The organism is Nonomuraea aridisoli, assembly GCF_003236395.1.
In the GTDB taxonomy this organism is placed as follows: domain Bacteria; phylum Actinomycetota; class Actinomycetes; order Streptosporangiales; family Streptosporangiaceae; genus Nonomuraea; species Nonomuraea aridisoli.
Map to the genome: position 1 here is coordinate 51,326 of NZ_POUD01000014.1, position 15,471 is coordinate 66,796.

The window sequence follows — 15,471 nt, forward strand, 5'->3', positions numbered from 1 at the left end:
GGAATTGACAGGCCCCTTCCCCTTCGTACCGGCTCTCACGCACATCCCATTACTAAGGTCTCTGGGATCGGCACACAACGGGGGTTCGGCCGGCATGACGGAGAAAGAGCGAGATTTCGGCCTGGGCGCGAGCATCGTGCTGACAGTCGCCTCGACCGTGTTGTGGGGAGTCGCGCACATCGCCACGGAGCGCCGCAAGAGCGGCGTGGCTCTCATGGCGGCGTACGTGCTGATGCTGGCGGGCGCCCTGACCGTGTTCACGGCGTTCAGCGTCAACCTGCTGTCGCTGGCCGTGCAGCCGCGCTGGATGACCGTGCTCACCGTCGCCCTGGTGGTGATCGCGCTGGCCTGGATCACGGTGATCGTCTGGTCGTTCCTCCTCGTCCGGCCTCCGCGCTCCGACCTCGTCGGCCGCGTGCTGACCACCACGCTCACCATCGCCCTCTGCGCACTCGTCCTGGCCCCCACCGCGTACGCCACCCGCCTGGCCTACGTCTCGCGCGACGTCGTGAACACGCTGTTCACCCCCGGCGACAGCACCGCGCCCGTCCTCGCCCACGACCCCTGGAACGGCGCCGAGCGAGTGAACTTCCTGCTCCTCGGCGGCGACTCGGCCCCCGGCCGTCCGGGGGTGCGCACCGACAGCATGACCGTGGCGAGCGTGGCCGTCGACAGTGGCGCGACCGTGCTGTTCGGCCTGCCGCGCAACCTGCAGCGCGTGCCGCTGCCCAAGGGCCCGGCCAGGGACCGCTTCCCGTGGGGCTTCACCGGCACCGGCCCCGACACCCCCGGCCTGCTCAACGAGATCTACCAGTACGGCGAGGACCACCCCGAAGTGGTGCCGGGCGTGCCGAAGGGCAGGCGCGGCGCGGAGCTGATCAAGCAGACCATCGGCGGCATCCTCGGCATCCCCGTGCACTTCCACGCCATGGTGGACATGAAGGGCTTCGCCGAGATCGTGGACGCCATGGGCGGCGTCCGCGTCACCATCAAGGAGCCCATCGTCTACGGCAAGTACCGCGAGGGCATGCTCCCGGCCGGCACCCGCAAGCTGTCGGGCGAGGAGGCCCTCTGGTACGGCCGCTCCCGCACCGACAGCGACGACTACGTCCGCATGGGACGTCAGAAGTGCCTGCTCAACGCGGTCGCCAAGCAGGCCGACCCGATCACGGTGCTCAACAGCTTCGAGCGCCTGGCCGCGGCCACGAAGCGGGCCATCTCCACCGACCTGCCGCAGGACCTCCTGCCGGCCGTCATCGACCTGTCGCAGCGGGTCAAGGACGCCCGGATCCGCAGCCTCAACTTCGTCCCGCCGCTGGTCAACACCGCGAGCCCGGACTGGTACTTCATCCGCCGCACGGTCCGCGAGGCCCTGCGGGAGCAGGACCGGCCGCGCCGCGCCCTGGCGGGGCCGCGTACGCCGTCGGCCGGCCACGACGCCCCGGTCAACCTCGACGCGACCTGCCGCTAGGCCGTCCCGCCCCGGCCTGGCCGGATTCGGTGTTCTCCCGTGCACGGAGTGTGGCATGATGGTGACCGTTCTCAACGGAAACGATTTTCATCCTCACCCTGGAGGACGCAGTGAGAGTGGCGTTCGTCGGCAAGGGCGGCAGCGGCAAGACGACGATGTCGGCCCTGTTCGCGAGACACGTGGCGAGCCAGGGCGCTCCGGTGGTCGCCATCGACGCCGACATCAACCAGCATCTGGCCCTCGTACTCGGTCTCGACCGGCAGCCCGAGCCTCTCGGCGCCCACCTCACCGAGATCAAGGAGCGCCTGCGCGGCACCAATCCGCGCATCCCGTCGGCCGAGGCCATGGTCAAGACGACCCCGCCGGGGCGCGGCTCCACGCTGCTGAGCTTCGACGACCTGGCCGGCGACCCGCTCGGCCTCTCCACCCCTGACGGGCTGCGCCTGCTGGCGACCGGGCCCTTCAGCGACGACGACCTCGGCGTGGCCTGCTACCACTCCAAGGTCGGCGCGGTCGAGCTGCTGCTCAACCACCTGGTCGACGGGCCCGGCGAATACGTCGTGGTCGACATGACCGCCGGGGCCGACTCGTTCGCCTCCGGCCTGTTCACCCGCTTCGACATGACGTTCCTCGTCGCCGAGCCGACCCGGCAGGGCGTGAGCGTCTACCGGCAGTACCGCGACTACGCCGCCCAGTACGACGTCGCGCTCGCCGTGGTCGGCAACAAGGTGCACGGCCCGTCCGACGTCGACTTCCTGCGCGAGCACGCGGGCGACGACCTGCTCACCTGGATGGAGCACTCCGCCGCCGTCCGGGCCCTGGAGCAGGGCCGCCCGTTCGCCCTCGACGACCTGGAGCCGGTCAACGCCGACGCCCTCACCGTGTTGCGCAAGGCCCTCGACGAGCAGGAGAAGGACTGGGCGCGCTTCGGCCGCCAGACCGTCGAGTTCCACCTGCGCAACGCCCGCGCTTGGGGCAACGCGAAGACCGGCGTCGACCTCACCGAGCAGGTCGACCCCGAGTTCGTCTACGGCCCCTGACCACATGACTGTGCCCGGCGGGGATCTATGAGGCCGATCCCCGCCGATCTAGCGTCAGTTTCGACCCATTCGAGAGGAGACAGCATGTCGCTGACCGTTCCGAACGATCTGCTCGACCAGGCCAAGACCGGTGAGGTGGACGACGCGGCGTTCCTCGCCTGCGTCCGCGACTCCCTTCCCTACGCGTGGTCGCTGATCAGCGGCCTGGCCGAGCAGCGGGCGGAGACCGGGGCCGCGTTCGCCGACAACCAGGTGCCGCCGTCGTCGGAGGAGGAGCGCGGCCAGTTGCTGCGCTGCCTGGCGAGCGACGCGATGCGCGGTGCGCTGGAGCGCCACTTCGGCGTGCGGCTGGCGTTCCAGAACTGCCATCGGGTCGCGGTCTTCGACCCGGCGGCCACGCGGGCCCTGGCCGACTTCGTCACCCCGAGGGCCCAGATCCTCAACCAGAAGCCGGAGCTCGTGGACTGCTGAGCCCGTGACCGGCGGGCCGGCGCACCGGCCCGCCGGTCGTCCGGCCCGCTCAGCGCGGGAGCAGCGGCAGGACCTCGGCGCCGAAGCGGCGGATGTTCTCCAGGGTGCGCCGGTGCTCGCCGAGCCCCTCGACCATGAGGATCACGTGCTCGATCCCGGTGGCCTCCGCCGTGCGCGCGAGCGTCTCCGCGCAGTGCTCGGCCGAGCCCACGGGGTGGATGCGCGTCAGCAGGTCGACGTAGGCCGGCACGTCCCGCGACGGGCGCGGCCGCCCGTCCACCGGCACGTAGCCCGCGAGGCCCGGCTCGAGCCAGCGCGGCATCGTCCGCCTCAGCTCCCGCACCGCCGCCGCCGTCGAGTCGGCCACGTAGCCGACCCCCGCCGCCACGTGCCCCTTCGCGACGCCGCCGCGCGCCGCGTACGCCGCCACCATCGCGGCCTTGTCCTCGTCGCCGATGTGCATGCCGAGCAACATCGGCAGCCCGCGCTCGGCGGCCAGCGCCACGGTACCCTCGGACGTGCATGCGACCACCGGGCGCATTCGCGCGCCGGGCACCGGCTCGACCTCCCGGAAGCGGAAGAACTCCCCGTCGGCCGCGACCGGCCCGCCGGACAGCGCCCCGAGCAGCACGTCGAGCGACTCGGCGAACCCCCGCTCGTAGCGTTCGAGGCCGCTGCCGAAGACCTCCAGGTCCACCCACGGCCCGCCCCGGCCGACGCCCAGCGTGAACCGGCCGCCCGACAGGTGGTGCAGCATGGCCGCCTGCTCGGCCAGGGCCACGGGGTGCTGCGTGGCCAACACGCTGACGGCCGTGCCGAGGCCGATGCGCGACGTGCGCCCGGCGGCGACCGCGGCCAAAGTGGTGGCCGACGGGCACACGCCGTACGACATGAAGTGGTGCTCGGCGATCCAGGCGTCGGCGAAGCCGGCCTCCTCGGCCGCCGTGATCAGCTCGACGGCGTTCGCCAGCACCCGCCCGGGCTCCTGCCCGGGGAACCGCGCCGCGACGACGAAGATCCCGATGCGCATCGCCGCCTACCCGAACAGGCTCGCCTGGCCCTCGCCCACCAGCGGATCGCGGTGGAGCTTCAGGTGCCGCCAATCCGGCAGGTCGTCGAGGTACGACCACGACAGCCGGTGGTGGGGCGTCGGCCCCAGCCGGGCCAGGGCCTCCTGGTGCTGGGGCGAGGGGTAGCCGGCGTTGTCGGCGAAGCCGTACTCCTCGTAGCCGAGCGTCGCCATGTACGCGTCGCGCCGGACCTTGGCCAGCACGGACGCCGCCGCCACCGAGATGCTGGCCGCGTCGCCCTTGACCTCCAGCCGCACCGGCCAGGGCGCGCCGATGTAGTCGTGCTTGCCGTCGAGGATCACCGCGTCGGGGCGCACCGGCAGCGCCTCCAGCGCCCGGCGGGCGGCCCGGCGCAGCGCCTCGGTCATGCCGAGCGCGTCGATCTCGTCGTGGGTCGCCTCGCCGAAGCCGACGCCCGCCGCCCAGGCGGCCAGCTCGGCGGCGAGCGGCCCGCGCCGGGCCGCGGACAGCTGCTTGGAGTCGGTCAGCCCGGCGGGCGGCTCGGAAAGGTCGGTGACGACCGCGCAGACCGTGACGGGCCCGGCCCACGCGCCCCGCCCCACCTCGTCGACGCCCGCGACCGTGCGGGTGCTCGGCTGGGTGAGCAGGAGGTGCTCGATGTCGTACGTCGGCGCCATGCCGCCAGACGCTATCGCGTCCCGGCGCCGGTCACTCCCCGAACGACCGGCCCACCGAGCTGCCCCGCGAGCGCATCGGGAAGTCGCCCAGCGGATCCTCGTCGGCCGGCGGGGCGCCGCGCGACCGGTCGGCCAGGCGTACCGGATCGAGGTCGGCGGCGATGAGGCGGGCGGCCACGTGGACGGCGCGCAGCGTCACCGACACCGACGGCCGGTGCACGCTGGACCCGCGCGCGACCGCGTGCACCTCCCGCGCGACCGGGTTGCCGGGGAAGCGCCGTACGGCCAGCCCGCGCACCCCGGCGGCCAGCGCCAGCGCGGGCACGGCGGCGATGCCGATGCCCTTGGCGACGAGCGACAGGATCGTCCCCAGGCCCTCGAACTCCCACGGCGTCGGCCGGGTGCCGCCCACGTCCACCAGCAGCCGGTCCACGGCCAGGCGGGAGGGCTCGCCGTCGGGCGTCGCCATCCACGGCTCGTCGCGCAGCTCGCGCAGGTCGAGCGGCACGTCGGGGTCGGCCAGGCGGTGCTTGCGCGGCACCACCAGCACCAGCGGGTCGTGCAAGAGCGGGAAGACGCGCAGGCTCTCGCTGTCGCGGACGCGGCCGTACCAGTCGTCCACGAGGGCGATGTCCACCTCGCCCGACTGCACCTCGCGCATGCCGCGCCCTGACCTGCTCTGCCCGAGCCGCAGGGTCAGCTCCTCGTGGCGGCGCAGTGATCGCGCGAGCGCGGGGGCGAATGCCACGGCCGCTGTGGGGAAGGCGGTGACGACGACCCGGCCGGACGGCTTGCCCGCGTGCGCGGACAGATCGGACTCGGCCTCCTCGACCATCGAGAGGATGCGCTCGGCGTGCATGACCAGGCGGCGGCCGGCGTCGGTGAGCTCGGCGCTGCGCGCGGTGCGGTCGATCAGGGCCGTGCCGGTCTCGCGTTCGAGGGCGACGAGTTGTTGTGAGACGGCCGACGGACTGTAGCCGAGAGACTCCGCGGTCGCGGCGATGCTGCCCTTTCTCGCGAACTCGCAGATCAGGACCAAACGGCGCAATTCCAGCATCAGACTTCCTTATGCCTACCCACGAAAAGCCTCGCTTGTGCTGATGCCTTCATCCAATCACGCTGGGAACGTGACAAACATGGCCGTAACTCTTTCCGCCACTTTGGCGGCGAACGAAGACATCGACCGAAGACGGCGCGCCGGGGAACGCGTGCTGCACCTGGCCTTCGGTGAGGCCGGTCTGCCCGTCCACCCGGCGCTGCGCGACAAGCTGGCCGCCGCGTCAGAACGCAACGGCTACGGGCCGGTCGCGGGGACGTCCGGGCTGCGAGCCGCGGCGGCGGGCTACTGGACACGACGGGGGCTCCCCACCGACCCCGACCTGGTCGTCAGCGGACCGGGCAGCAAGTCCCTGCTGTACGGGCTGCTGCTGGCGATCGGCGGCGACATCGTCCTGCCCATGCCCAGCTGGGTCAGCTACGCGGCGCAGGCGGACCTGGTGGGCGCACGTCCCATCCTGGTGCCCGCACCACCAGGAGAGGGCGGGGTGCCCGACCCGGACCTCGTCGCGGAAGAGGTGCGCCGCGCCCGCGCGGCGGGCAGGACCGTGAGCTCCCTGCTGGTGACGCTGCCCGACAACCCCACGGGACGCCTGGCCACGCCGGAGACCGTCGCGCGCCTGGTGGACGTCGCCAGGGAGCTCGACCTGACGATCATCTCCGACGAGATCTACCGCGACCTCGTGCACGACCCGGCGCTGCCGTACACGTCGCCGGCCGACCTCGCGCCCGAGCGGACGCTCGTGACGACCGGGCTGAGCAAGAGCCTCGCGCTCGGCGGCTGGCGGATCGGCGTCGCCCGGCTCCCCGAAGGCGGTCATGACCTGCGCGCGCGGCTGCTCGCGGTGGCCAGCGAGATCTGGTCGGCCCCCGCGGCCCCCGTGCAGGAGGCGGCGGCGTACGCCTTCGGCGACCCGCCCGAGCTGACCGAGCGCATCGCGAGCAGCCGGCGGCTGCACGGCGTGGTGGCGCGGGCGGTCCACGAGCGTTTCGTGGCGGCCGGCGCCCGCGTGGACGCCCCCCAGGGCGGCTTCTACCTCTACCCCGACCTGAGCCACCTGCGGCTCGGCGGATCCGCCGAGCTCACCAAGATCCTGCTGGAGGAGCACGGCATCGGGGTGCTGCCCGGGCACGCCTTCGGCGACGACCCCGCGGCGGCCCGCGTCCGCGTCGCGGTGAGCCTGCTCTACGGCGACACGGCCGAGGAGCGCATGGCCGCTCTGGCCAGCCCGGACCCCCTGCGGCTGCCGTGGATCGCGCAGAATCTCGACTTCCTCACGACCGGTCTGAGGGAGCTGTCGCTGACCCGGCGCGGCACCGCCGGAGCGCTGGCCGCGACGCCAAGTCACGGTTAGGCGAATCTTTTCCCAAGAGCAGGTTTACCGTTCCCCAAAAGGGGCCTCTGACCTGCGGAAACACCCGGCCCGCGTAACTAGGTAAAAGATCTCCCGAACTGCATGGTTACGCGCACCCCCACCTCCCTCCATCATGTGCACATGCCCGCACTCGTCACCCTGTCCGGGCGCTCCGTGCGCCTGGAACCTCTCAGCCTCGCGGCGGTCGATGACCTCGTCGCCGCGGCGAGTGAAGACCGCTCCACCTATGCCTTCACTCGGGTCCCGGATGGCCGGGACGAGGTGGTCTCCTACGTGGAGGCCGCCCTGGCTGAGCAGGCGGAGGGACGCACTTTGCCCTTCGCCATCCGGTGGCTGAACACCGACCGCGTGGTCGGTGCCACCCGTCTCATGCACCTGGAGTACTGGCAGGGCCCCATGCCCTGGCCGCCGGGTACTCGCGGTGCGGTGGGCGACATCCCGTCCGTGGCGGACATCGGTTACACCTGGCTGGGCGCGAGCGCCCAGGGCACGGGGGTCAACCGGGAGAGCAAGTTCCTCCTGCTCTCACATGCTTTCGACACGTGGGACGTCCACCGCATCACCCTGAAGGCAGACGTACGCAACACCAGATCCCGGGCCGCCATCGAGGCCCTCGGCGCACACTTCGACGGGGTGCGGCGAGCGGACAGCCGAGGCGCCGACAACACGGTCCGAGATACCGCGTTCTACTCGATCCTGAACTCCGAATGGCCGGCCGTGCGTGAGCGGCTGGCCCTGCGGCTCGGACTGGTCGAGGCAGCCTGAGAAAACGTCCACGAGGCCCCGCCCTGATTTCAGGGCGGGGCCGGTATTTTTTCCCGCCTTCGCGCGCTCTACATGACACACGCCCCCGCGATGCGTGTCACGACCGGCGACACCAGCATCCGAGGGCGAGCTCAACAGCGGATCAACGGCGGATCAACGCTTCGATGAACGATCATCCGGCGATCTAGGTGACATGTAGTGATAGATCTATCATTTGGTAACAAATCGTTCCATTGGCTTGGAGACATACGGCATGGCTGGTCAGAGCGGTGAGGGCGGGCTGAGGTTCGCCGTGCTCGGTCCTGTCCGCGCGTGGCGAGACGGCGGGGAGCTCGACCTCGGCACCCCGCTGCAGCGCTCCATCCTCGGCATGCTGCTCCTGCGCGAAGGCCACGCGGTCACCCCCAACGAGATGATCGACGCGGTCTGGGGCGAGGAGGCCCCGCCGCGGGCCCTCGGCGCGCTGCGCACGTACGTCTCCAGGCTGCGCACGGTCCTCGAGCCCGACCGGCCCGCGCGCTCGCGTCCCGAGCTGCTCACCTCCATCGGCCGCGGCTACGCGCTGCGCCTGCCCGCCGACGCCCTCGACCTGACCCGCTTCGAACGCAGCGTCGCCGAGGCCGAGTCCGCCAGGAAGGCCGGCCGCCTGGGCGAGGCCGCCCGGTGCCTGCGGGCCGCGCTCGCGCTCTTCGAGGGCGAGCCGCTGGCCGGCGCAGTCGGCCCGTACGCCGAGCACCAGCGCGACCGGCTGGTCGAGCGGCGCATCAGCGTCATCGAGACGCTCATGGACGTCGACCTGGAGCTGGGCAACCACGCCAAGGTCGTCTCCGAGCTGATCGCCCTGACCGCCGACCACCCGCTGCGCGAACGCCTGCGCGCCCAGCTCATGCTGGCCTACTACCGCTGCGGCCGGCAGGGCGACGCCCTCAACGTGTTCACCGAGACGCGCGAGGCCCTGATCGAGGAGCTCGGCATCGAGCCGGGCCGCGAGCTGAGCGCCCTGCACCAGCGCATCCTGGCCGCCGACCCGACGCTCGCCCTGCCCGAGCAGCCCGCCGAGCAGTCCGCCGAGCTGCCGGCCGAGCCGGCCACCGACGAGGAGGAGCAGCCGGCGCCCGCGCGCGAGCTGCCCCGCCCCGCCCAGCTGCCCGCCGCCGTCAGCGACTTCACCGGCCGCAAGGAGCTCGCCGTACGCCTGCGCACGCTGCTGTCGGCCCAGTCGTCGGCGCTCTCGTCGGAGGGCGTGCCGCTGGTGGCGATCTCCGGCATCGGCGGCGTCGGCAAGACCGCGCTCGCCGTGCACGTCGCCCACCTGCTCGACGACGCCTTCCCCGACGGCCAGCTCTACGCCGACCTGCGCGGCTACAGCGACGAGGCCACCGCGCCCGAGTCGGCGCTCGGCGGCTTCCTGCGCGCGCTCGGCATCCCGCCCGACGTGATCCCCGAGGGCCTCGCCGAGCGCTCCGCCCTCTACCGCTCGATCCTGGCCGACCGGCGCATCCTCGTGCTGCTGGACAACGCCCGCGACGCCGAGCAGGTCAGCCCGCTGCTGCCCGGCTCCCCCGGGTGCGCGGCCATCGTGACCAGCCGCGTCAAGCTGGCCGACCTGCCCTCGGCGCGGCTCGTCGACCTCGACGTGATGGAGCCGGACGAGGCCCTGTCGCTGTTCGCCGCGGTGGCCGGGGCCGAGCGCGTCTCGGCCGAGCACGGCGCGGCCATGGACGTGGTCGCCGCCTGCGGCTTCCTGCCGCTGGCCGTCCGCATCGTGGCCGCCCGGCTGGCCGCGCGGCCCTCGTGGACGGTCGCCTCGCTGGTGCCGCGGCTGGCCGACGAGCAGCGCCGCCTCGACGAGCTCAAGGTCGGCACCATGGCCGTCGAGGCCACCTTCGCCCTCGGCTACGGCCAGCTGGAGGCCGCGCAGGCGCGCGCGTTCCGGCTGCTGTCGCTGCCCAACGGGCCCGACATCTCCGCGGGCGCGGCGGCGGCGGTGTTGTCGATGAGCGCGTTCGAGGCCGAGGAGGTGCTGGAGTCGCTCGTGGACGCGAGCCTCCTGGAGGCCCCAGGGCCCGGCCGCTACCGCTTCCACGACCTGCTCAAGCTCTTCGCCCGGCGGGTGCTCGACCGCACCGAACGCCCCCAGGCCAAGACGATGGCGCTGCGCCGCCTGCTCGGCTTCTACCTGGCCTCCGCCCAGTCGGCGCACCGCCTGGCCTACGAGGGCAGCATGATCCCCGGCAACCTGGTGGTGGTCGGCAGCGGCCGGACCTTCCACTCCGCCGACGAGGCCGTGGCCTGGCTGCTGGCCGAGGGCGACTCCTTGTTCGCCGCCATCAACCAGGCCGCCGTGGCGGCGCGTACCGCCGAGCAGCTGCTGCCCGCCGCCGACCTGCTGCTGGCCATGGAGCCGCTGCTGGAGTCGGGCACCCACACGCGCGAGTTCGACCAGGGCACCCGCGCCGTGCTGGCCGCCGCCCGGCGGATCGGCGACCAGGCCGCCGAGCTGCGCGCCGGCTACGTGCTGGGCCGCGTCATGTTCGCCGGCAACCGGCTCAAGGAGGCCGAGGAGCACTTCAGGACCGCGTACGAGCTGTCGCTGGCCCGCGGCGAGAAGATCGTCACCGGCGAGGTGCTGAACGCCCTGGCCGTCGTCGTGGGCCGGCAGCGCCGCCACACCGAGGCCCTGGCCCTGTTCGACTCGGCCATGGGCTTCTACCGCGACAACGACGTGCCCGCCGGCGAGGCGCTGGTGCTCAGCTACTCCGCCCGCGAGCACCTGGGCCTCGGCCGCCCCGAGGACGCCATCGCCGCCGCGGAGAAGGGCCTGGCCATCTTCACCGAGATCGGCAGCGGCGCCGGCACCGCCCGGGCCCGCTACCACCTCGGCATCGTCCTGTCGCGCGTCGGCCGGCTCACCGAGGCCGTCCACCACCACGCCGAGTGCCTGGCGTTCTTCCGGGCGAGCAAGCAGCGCGTCTGGGAGCAGCGGGTGTGCTCGCGGCTGGCCGAGACGTTCATCGCCGCCGAGCGCTACCCCGACGCCGTGCGCCACGCCGAGCAGGCCCTCGTGGTCTCGCGCGAGATCGGCCACCCGTACGGCGAGGCGTTGTCCCTCACCGTGCTCGGCAAGGCGCTGAGCGGTCTCGGCAACACGACGAGGAGCCTCGACTGCCTACGGCAGGCCTTCGAGATCTTCTCCCGGCTCGGCGCTCCCGAGGCCGGCGACCTCAAGGTCCTGCTCGACGGCGTCCCCACCGCCGACGACACCGCCGACACCACCGCCGACGACACCGTCAGCGCCGTCGGCGAGCCCGTCGTCGAGTCCTGAGTACAGCTCGTCGTCCAGACGTGTCATCCACACATGGTTGATCAAGGCTGTCCTTGGGGAGTCACGATGTCCCTCGCGTTTCCCTCGAGTTCCTGGTCGACGGTCGTCAGCCCGGCCGGCCATCCTTACCGCCGCGCGTCGCCAGGGGGCCCGGTCATCCGGATGCTCCGCGCGGCGGCTAGCCGCCTCACACAGACGACCGGCCGGACCTGACACGGCCCTCGAACCCCCCAGGGCCGTGCCGTGCCCCACACCCTCCACCCGCGGAGTCAACGTCGAATCAACGCCGGATCAAAGCAGGAAGAATCCCTCGGCGATGAGCGGCCTGACCGCGTCGGCGTCGGGGATCTCGCCACCGCCGACCAGCTCGGCGATCACGTTGAGCAGGGGCCCGAGCGCCAGCTGGCCGTCGCACACGCCCGCCAGCGCGGCCTCCACCGTGCCGACCTCCCGGCTGCGGCGCAGGCCCTGCGTCTGGCGGAGGACGATGCGGATCGGGTCCTCCGCGCCCGGCAGCCCGATGCGCTCGTCGAGCAGCCCGTCGGCGGTGCGCAGCAGCGCCGACTCCAGCCCGGTCGCCCGGTGCGCGGTCGCGACGGCGTCGAGCACGGAGTCGACGTAGTCGCCGACCGGGAGCACGACCTGGTGGTCGAGGTGCTCGACGCGGACGACCGGGTCGAGGGTCCCGGAGTTGCGCATGGTGATCCAGCCGAAGCCGACGCCCTCGACCCGCTGCTCGTCGAACCAGGCCAGCCAGCGGTCGTAGTGGTCGGCGTAGGCGCGGGTGCCCTGCTCGGCGGCGTCCCTGAGCCACAGCTCGACGTATTCGGCCGGGTCCTGCACGTCGCGCTGGACGATCCAGGCGTCGCAGCCGGTCTCGCTCAGCCAGCCGCCCACCCGGTCGTGCCAGTCCTCGCCCTCGACGTGCAGCCAGTTGGCCAGGAAGTGCGCCTGGCCGCCGGGGGCGAGGCGGGCCGGCGTGCGCTTGATGAGGTCGCGGCAGAAGGCGTCGCCGTCGGCGCCCGTCTCGCGGTAGGTCAGCGTCCGCTCGCCGGGAGGTGCGACGACGAACGGCGGATTGCTCACGACCAGGTCGAACAGCTCGCCCTCGACGGGTTCGTACATCGAGCCGGCGCGCGCGTCGACGCCCGAGACGCCGGACAACGCCCAGCTCAGCCGGGCCAGCTCCAGGGCCCGCGGGTTGACGTCGGTGGCGACGATCCGCTCGGCGCGCCCGGCCAGGTGAAGCACCTGCACGCCGCAGCCCGTGCCGAGGTCGAGCGCGCGGCCCACGGGGCGGCGGGTGACGAGCTGGGCGAGGTTGGCCGAGGCCCCGCCGGCCCCCACGACGTGGTCGGGGCGGAGCGCGGGGTCGCCGGGGCGTACTTTCCGGTCGGAGACGACGTAGCCGCCCGTCTCCCACGGCTGCAGATGCACGGTCGCGCTCACCTGGTCGCCGTCCACCGTGACCAGCCCCGACTCCAGCACCTCCGGCGCGACGCCCTTGACCGGCACCGCGACGCCCAGCCACCACAGCCGGATCAGCGTGGCCAGCGGGTCGCCGTCGGCGGTGGCGCGCAACGCCGGCACCAGCTCCTCACGGGCCAGCGCCGAGGCGGCCACGGTGCCGAGCCGCTCGCGTACGCCGTCGATCGTGTAACCGGACCGAAGGAGATGATCGCGCAGTCGTTCCACGAGTCCATCCTTTCACCGCGGACCCGTACGGATGATCCGATACCGGCAGTGCTCAGACTGTTACCCGCGTACCCAAGAGTTCTGCAAGCGGAGAACAAGTCGCGCAGGATATCTCTAGTGAGGTCACCACGTCACACGAGGAGCGGACCATGCTGATCCCGTGCTTGGCCTGTGAGTCCAGGTTCGGCCCCGACGAGTACTTCAGCGCCTGCTCCGACTACAACCGCGGCCTGGACCTGGTGTCCTGGACGTGCCCGACGTGCGGCAACCGCGACGACCTGCGTGTGCTGCCCGGGGAGCTGGGGTTCGGCTACCCCCACCGGGGCAGGTTCGACGTGCACGACCGGCTGCGCGTGCCCGGTCTGCGCAGGCATCGGGGGGACCTGCGGCTCGACATCTCGCTCGACCACGCGAGTTGGCACGTTCCCACGAGGGTCCGGCAGCACGTCTGACAGGGCCGGGAAAAATCAGGCCGGGGGCTGGCGCAGGCTCTGCCAGGCCGCCTCGCCGAGGCCCTTGATCTCCTCGTCGGTGGGCGTGTGGGCGCCGGCGAACCAGAGCCGGCACATCTCCTGCGCCGGGCCGAGCCAGAGCACGTAGCACATCGTGGCGTGGACGGGCTGGAGCAGGCCGTTCTTCATGTGCGGCCGCCACCAGTCGGAGACCTTCTTGAAGAACCCGCGCCGCGCCTCGGCCACCTCGGCGCCGCCCGGCTCGTGCTTGCGCGGGGGTCGCTCGCTGATCAGCAGCCTGGCGCGCTCGGGGTGCTCGCCCGCCCAGCGCATGTGGAAGGCCACCACGGCCTCGATGCCGGCGCGGGCGTCGTCGTGGCTCACCAGCTCGGCCAGGAAGGCTTCCTGGTAGGCGGTGAGGATCTCGGCGTACAGGACCCCGAAGACGTGCTCTTTGCTGGCGAAGTGGTGGTAGAAACTGCCGACGCTGACGCCGCTTTCCTCACGCAGGCTGGCCAGGGTGGTGGCGGAGACGCCGTCCTGGCTGAAGCGGCGGAGGGCGCCCTCGATGATGCGGGTCCGGCCGTCGCGTCCGTTCTTGACACTCTTCACACTGTCAATGGTGTGCCACCAGAACCTTGTTCCGCAAATGCATGGGCCTGGTCGAGCATAGCGAGGACTTCCACCGAACCGGAACTCACCCTCATCTCCGCGTCCGGCCAGCGCCTGCGGATGAGCCGGAGCGCACGCCGGTTCTCGCCCATGACGTCCATGCCCACGGTCCTCGCGCCCCGTACGGACGCCCGCACCAGCAGGGTGTCGATCAGCCGGCGGCCGATGCCGCACCCCTGCCAGGCGTCGGTGACCACGACCGCGATCTCCACGTCGGCGCAGCCGCCCCGGTAGCTCATGGCGTGGCCGACGATCTCGCCGGCGTCGGTGATGGCGACGAGCGCGTCGCGGCGCTCGTCCACGGCGAGCAGCGTGCGCGCCAGGCCGGGGATCCTGCCGCCGGTGAAGAAGCGGAAGGTCTGCGTGCGCGGGGACAGCCCGGCGAGGAAGTGCCCGATCCGTTCCTCGTCGTCGGGACGTGCCGGACGGATCTGAGTTCGTTCCATGGACTCAGCCTGAACGCCGAATCCTGGGTCTGTCAAATGAACTCAGGTATGATTGAGGGATGAACGTTCCCTTCCGGGTGGCCAACTGCTCGATCGAGCGCACCCTGGGCATCGTCGGGGAGAAGTGGACCTTCCTCGTGCTACGCGAGGCGTTCAACGGCGTACGCAGGTTCGCCGACATGCAGGCCAACACCGGCGCCCCCCGGCAGGTGCTCAGCGCCCGCCTCGCCCGGCTGGTCGACGAGGGCCTGCTCCGCAAGGAGCCCTACCGCGAGCCGGGGCAGCGCCAGCGCGACGAATACCGGCTCACAGAGAAGGGGCTCGAGCTCTTTCCGCTTCTCGTCGCGCTCATGCACTGGGGCGACAAGCACCTCGCCGGCGCCGACGGCCCGCCCGTGATGCTCACCCACCGCGACTGCGGCGCCCCCATCGAGCTGCACACCCGCTGCGCCGAGGGCCACGAGGTCGGCGGCCCGCGCGAGGTTACGCGCCTGCCCGGCCCCGGCGCCGTCCCCAAGAGCGCCTGAGCAGGGCGGTCGCGTACGGGGGCACCCATGCCGGTGCCTACCCTGGAAGGCGTGTACCGGTTCCTGCTGACGCCCCGATGGCTCGCCCTGCACGTCGTGGTGCTGCTGGTCATCCCCGCCTTCGTGCTGCTCGGGCAGTGGCAGTTCGGGCGCTTCGAGGAACGTTCGGCCAACAGCGAGCGGGTGACCGCCAACATCGAGGCCCCGCCCGTGCCGCTGGAGCGCCTGGCGGCCCCCGGGCGGCCGGTCCGGCAGGACGACCGGTTCAGGAAGGTCACGGTCGCCGGCACGTACGACCCGGCGCACGCCCTCGTCGTACGCCGCCGCCCCCAGGAGGGGCGCAACGGCTTCTACGTCCTCACCCCGCTGGTCACCGGCGCCGGCACGGCCGTGATCGTCAACCGCGGCTGGGTGCCCGCTGTCTGTTATACACGTCTGACGCTGCCGACGATCTTACGCGTGTAGAT

Annotated in this window: 15 protein-coding genes; 9 read left to right on the forward strand and 6 right to left on the reverse strand. The window is 72.2% G+C overall.

Annotation, left to right across the window (positions count from 1 at the left end; genetic code table 11):
• Positions 1–94: 94 nt before the first annotated feature.
• The 3 genes from C1J01_RS05910 (at position 95) to C1J01_RS05920 (ending at position 2,982) form a co-directional block, all read left to right on the forward strand.
• Complete coding sequence (locus C1J01_RS05910; RefSeq protein ID WP_235854282.1) at positions 95–1,471, forward strand: LCP family protein; 1,377 nt, start codon at positions 95–97, stop codon at positions 1,469–1,471.
• A 110-nt stretch (positions 1,472–1,581) separates the two neighbouring features.
• Entirely contained in the window at positions 1,582–2,511 is a 930-nt protein-coding gene (locus C1J01_RS05915; RefSeq protein WP_111176834.1) for an ATP-binding protein, read from the forward strand.
• 84 nt (positions 2,512–2,595) lie between these two features.
• On the forward strand, positions 2,596–2,982 hold the full coding sequence (locus C1J01_RS05920; RefSeq protein ID WP_111176836.1) for an SCO5389 family protein: 387 nt from the start codon (positions 2,596–2,598) through the stop codon (positions 2,980–2,982).
• A gap of 49 nt (positions 2,983–3,031) precedes the next feature.
• On the opposite strand, the gene C1J01_RS05925 is transcribed toward C1J01_RS05920, so the two are convergent.
• The 3 genes from C1J01_RS05925 to C1J01_RS05935 are packed head-to-tail and all read right to left on the reverse strand — an operon-like array spanning position 3,032 to position 5,747.
• Entirely contained in the window at positions 3,032–4,012 is a 981-nt protein-coding gene (locus tag C1J01_RS05925) for an LLM class flavin-dependent oxidoreductase (protein ID WP_111176838.1), read from the reverse strand.
• Positions 4,013–4,018: 6 nt separating this feature from the next.
• The gene (gene rnhB, locus C1J01_RS05930) at positions 4,019–4,690 is read right to left on the reverse strand and encodes a ribonuclease HII (protein WP_111176840.1); all 672 of its coding nucleotides are present in this window, start codon (positions 4,688–4,690) and stop codon (positions 4,019–4,021) included.
• Positions 4,691–4,721: 31 nt separating this feature from the next.
• Positions 4,722–5,747 (reverse strand): LysR family transcriptional regulator, encoded by a 1,026-nt coding sequence (locus C1J01_RS05935; RefSeq protein WP_235854283.1) that lies wholly within the window; start codon positions 5,745–5,747, stop codon positions 4,722–4,724.
• Positions 5,748–5,826: 79 nt separating this feature from the next.
• Here C1J01_RS05935 and C1J01_RS05940 point away from each other — a divergent pair, with 79 nt between their 5' ends.
• From C1J01_RS05940 to C1J01_RS05950, 3 genes are all read left to right on the forward strand, one after another.
• Positions 5,827–7,101 carry a pyridoxal phosphate-dependent aminotransferase gene (locus C1J01_RS05940; RefSeq protein WP_111176842.1) on the forward strand — a complete coding sequence of 425 codons (1,275 nt, stop codon included), beginning with the start codon at positions 5,827–5,829 and terminating at the stop codon, positions 7,099–7,101.
• A gap of 141 nt (positions 7,102–7,242) precedes the next feature.
• Positions 7,243–7,887, forward strand: coding sequence for a GNAT family N-acetyltransferase (locus C1J01_RS05945; protein ID WP_111176844.1), 645 nt, complete (start codon positions 7,243–7,245; stop codon positions 7,885–7,887).
• A gap of 253 nt (positions 7,888–8,140) precedes the next feature.
• Positions 8,141–11,212, forward strand: coding sequence for an AfsR/SARP family transcriptional regulator (locus C1J01_RS05950; RefSeq protein ID WP_111176846.1), 3,072 nt, complete (start codon positions 8,141–8,143; stop codon positions 11,210–11,212).
• 291 nt (positions 11,213–11,503) lie between these two features.
• On the opposite strand, the gene C1J01_RS05955 is transcribed toward C1J01_RS05950, so the two are convergent.
• Positions 11,504–12,907: a DUF7059 domain-containing protein gene (locus tag C1J01_RS05955; protein WP_111176848.1), complete on the reverse strand. Its 1,404-nt coding sequence runs from the start codon at positions 12,905–12,907 to the stop codon at positions 11,504–11,506.
• A gap of 149 nt (positions 12,908–13,056) precedes the next feature.
• Here C1J01_RS05955 and C1J01_RS05960 point away from each other — a divergent pair, with 149 nt between their 5' ends.
• Positions 13,057–13,359 carry a hypothetical protein gene (locus C1J01_RS05960; protein WP_111176850.1) on the forward strand — a complete coding sequence of 101 codons (303 nt, stop codon included), beginning with the start codon at positions 13,057–13,059 and terminating at the stop codon, positions 13,357–13,359.
• Between the two features lie 15 nt (positions 13,360–13,374).
• Here the strand turns inward: C1J01_RS05960 and C1J01_RS05965 are convergent, their stop codons facing one another.
• Together C1J01_RS05965 and C1J01_RS05970 are read right to left on the reverse strand one after the other, a co-directional pair.
• Positions 13,375–13,971 carry a TetR/AcrR family transcriptional regulator gene (locus C1J01_RS05965; protein ID WP_111176852.1) on the reverse strand — a complete coding sequence of 199 codons (597 nt, stop codon included), beginning with the start codon at positions 13,969–13,971 and terminating at the stop codon, positions 13,375–13,377.
• On the reverse strand, positions 13,968–14,477 hold the full coding sequence (locus C1J01_RS05970; RefSeq protein WP_111176854.1) for a GNAT family N-acetyltransferase: 510 nt from the start codon (positions 14,475–14,477) through the stop codon (positions 13,968–13,970). The genes C1J01_RS05965 and C1J01_RS05970 overlap by 4 nt, the downstream gene beginning before the upstream one ends.
• Before the next feature lie 59 nt (positions 14,478–14,536).
• Here C1J01_RS05970 and C1J01_RS05975 point away from each other — a divergent pair, with 59 nt between their 5' ends.
• Entirely contained in the window at positions 14,537–15,004 is a 468-nt protein-coding gene (locus C1J01_RS05975; RefSeq protein ID WP_111176856.1) for a winged helix-turn-helix transcriptional regulator, read from the forward strand.
• Positions 15,005–15,031: 27 nt separating this feature from the next.
• On the forward strand, positions 15,032–15,469 hold the full coding sequence (locus tag C1J01_RS54250) for an SURF1 family protein (protein ID WP_235854284.1): 438 nt from the start codon (positions 15,032–15,034) through the stop codon (positions 15,467–15,469).
• Positions 15,470–15,471: the final 2 nt, after the last annotated feature.

Bases quoted from the DNA above. Each gene is read 5' to 3' on its own strand.
- C1J01_RS54250 (WP_235854284.1), top strand. From the start codon at position 15,032: ATGCCGGTGCCTACCCTGGAAGGCGTGTACCGGTTCCTGCTGACGCCC.
- rnhB (WP_111176840.1), bottom strand. From the start codon at position 4,690: ATGGCGCCGACGTACGACATCGAGCACCTCCTGCTCACCCAGCCGAGC.
- C1J01_RS05920 (WP_111176836.1), top strand. From the start codon at position 2,596: ATGTCGCTGACCGTTCCGAACGATCTGCTCGACCAGGCCAAGACCGGT.
- C1J01_RS05940 (WP_111176842.1), top strand. From the start codon at position 5,827: ATGGCCGTAACTCTTTCCGCCACTTTGGCGGCGAACGAAGACATCGAC.
- C1J01_RS05945 (WP_111176844.1), top strand. From the start codon at position 7,243: ATGCCCGCACTCGTCACCCTGTCCGGGCGCTCCGTGCGCCTGGAACCT.
- C1J01_RS05935 (WP_235854283.1), bottom strand. From the start codon at position 5,747: ATGCTGGAATTGCGCCGTTTGGTCCTGATCTGCGAGTTCGCGAGAAAG.
- C1J01_RS05910 (WP_235854282.1), top strand. From the start codon at position 95: ATGACGGAGAAAGAGCGAGATTTCGGCCTGGGCGCGAGCATCGTGCTG.
- C1J01_RS05970 (WP_111176854.1), bottom strand. From the start codon at position 14,477: ATGGAACGAACTCAGATCCGTCCGGCACGTCCCGACGACGAGGAACGG.
- C1J01_RS05925 (WP_111176838.1), bottom strand. From the start codon at position 4,012: ATGCGCATCGGGATCTTCGTCGTCGCGGCGCGGTTCCCCGGGCAGGAG.
- C1J01_RS05950 (WP_111176846.1), top strand. From the start codon at position 8,141: ATGGCTGGTCAGAGCGGTGAGGGCGGGCTGAGGTTCGCCGTGCTCGGT.
- C1J01_RS05975 (WP_111176856.1), top strand. From the start codon at position 14,537: ATGAACGTTCCCTTCCGGGTGGCCAACTGCTCGATCGAGCGCACCCTG.
- C1J01_RS05960 (WP_111176850.1), top strand. From the start codon at position 13,057: ATGCTGATCCCGTGCTTGGCCTGTGAGTCCAGGTTCGGCCCCGACGAG.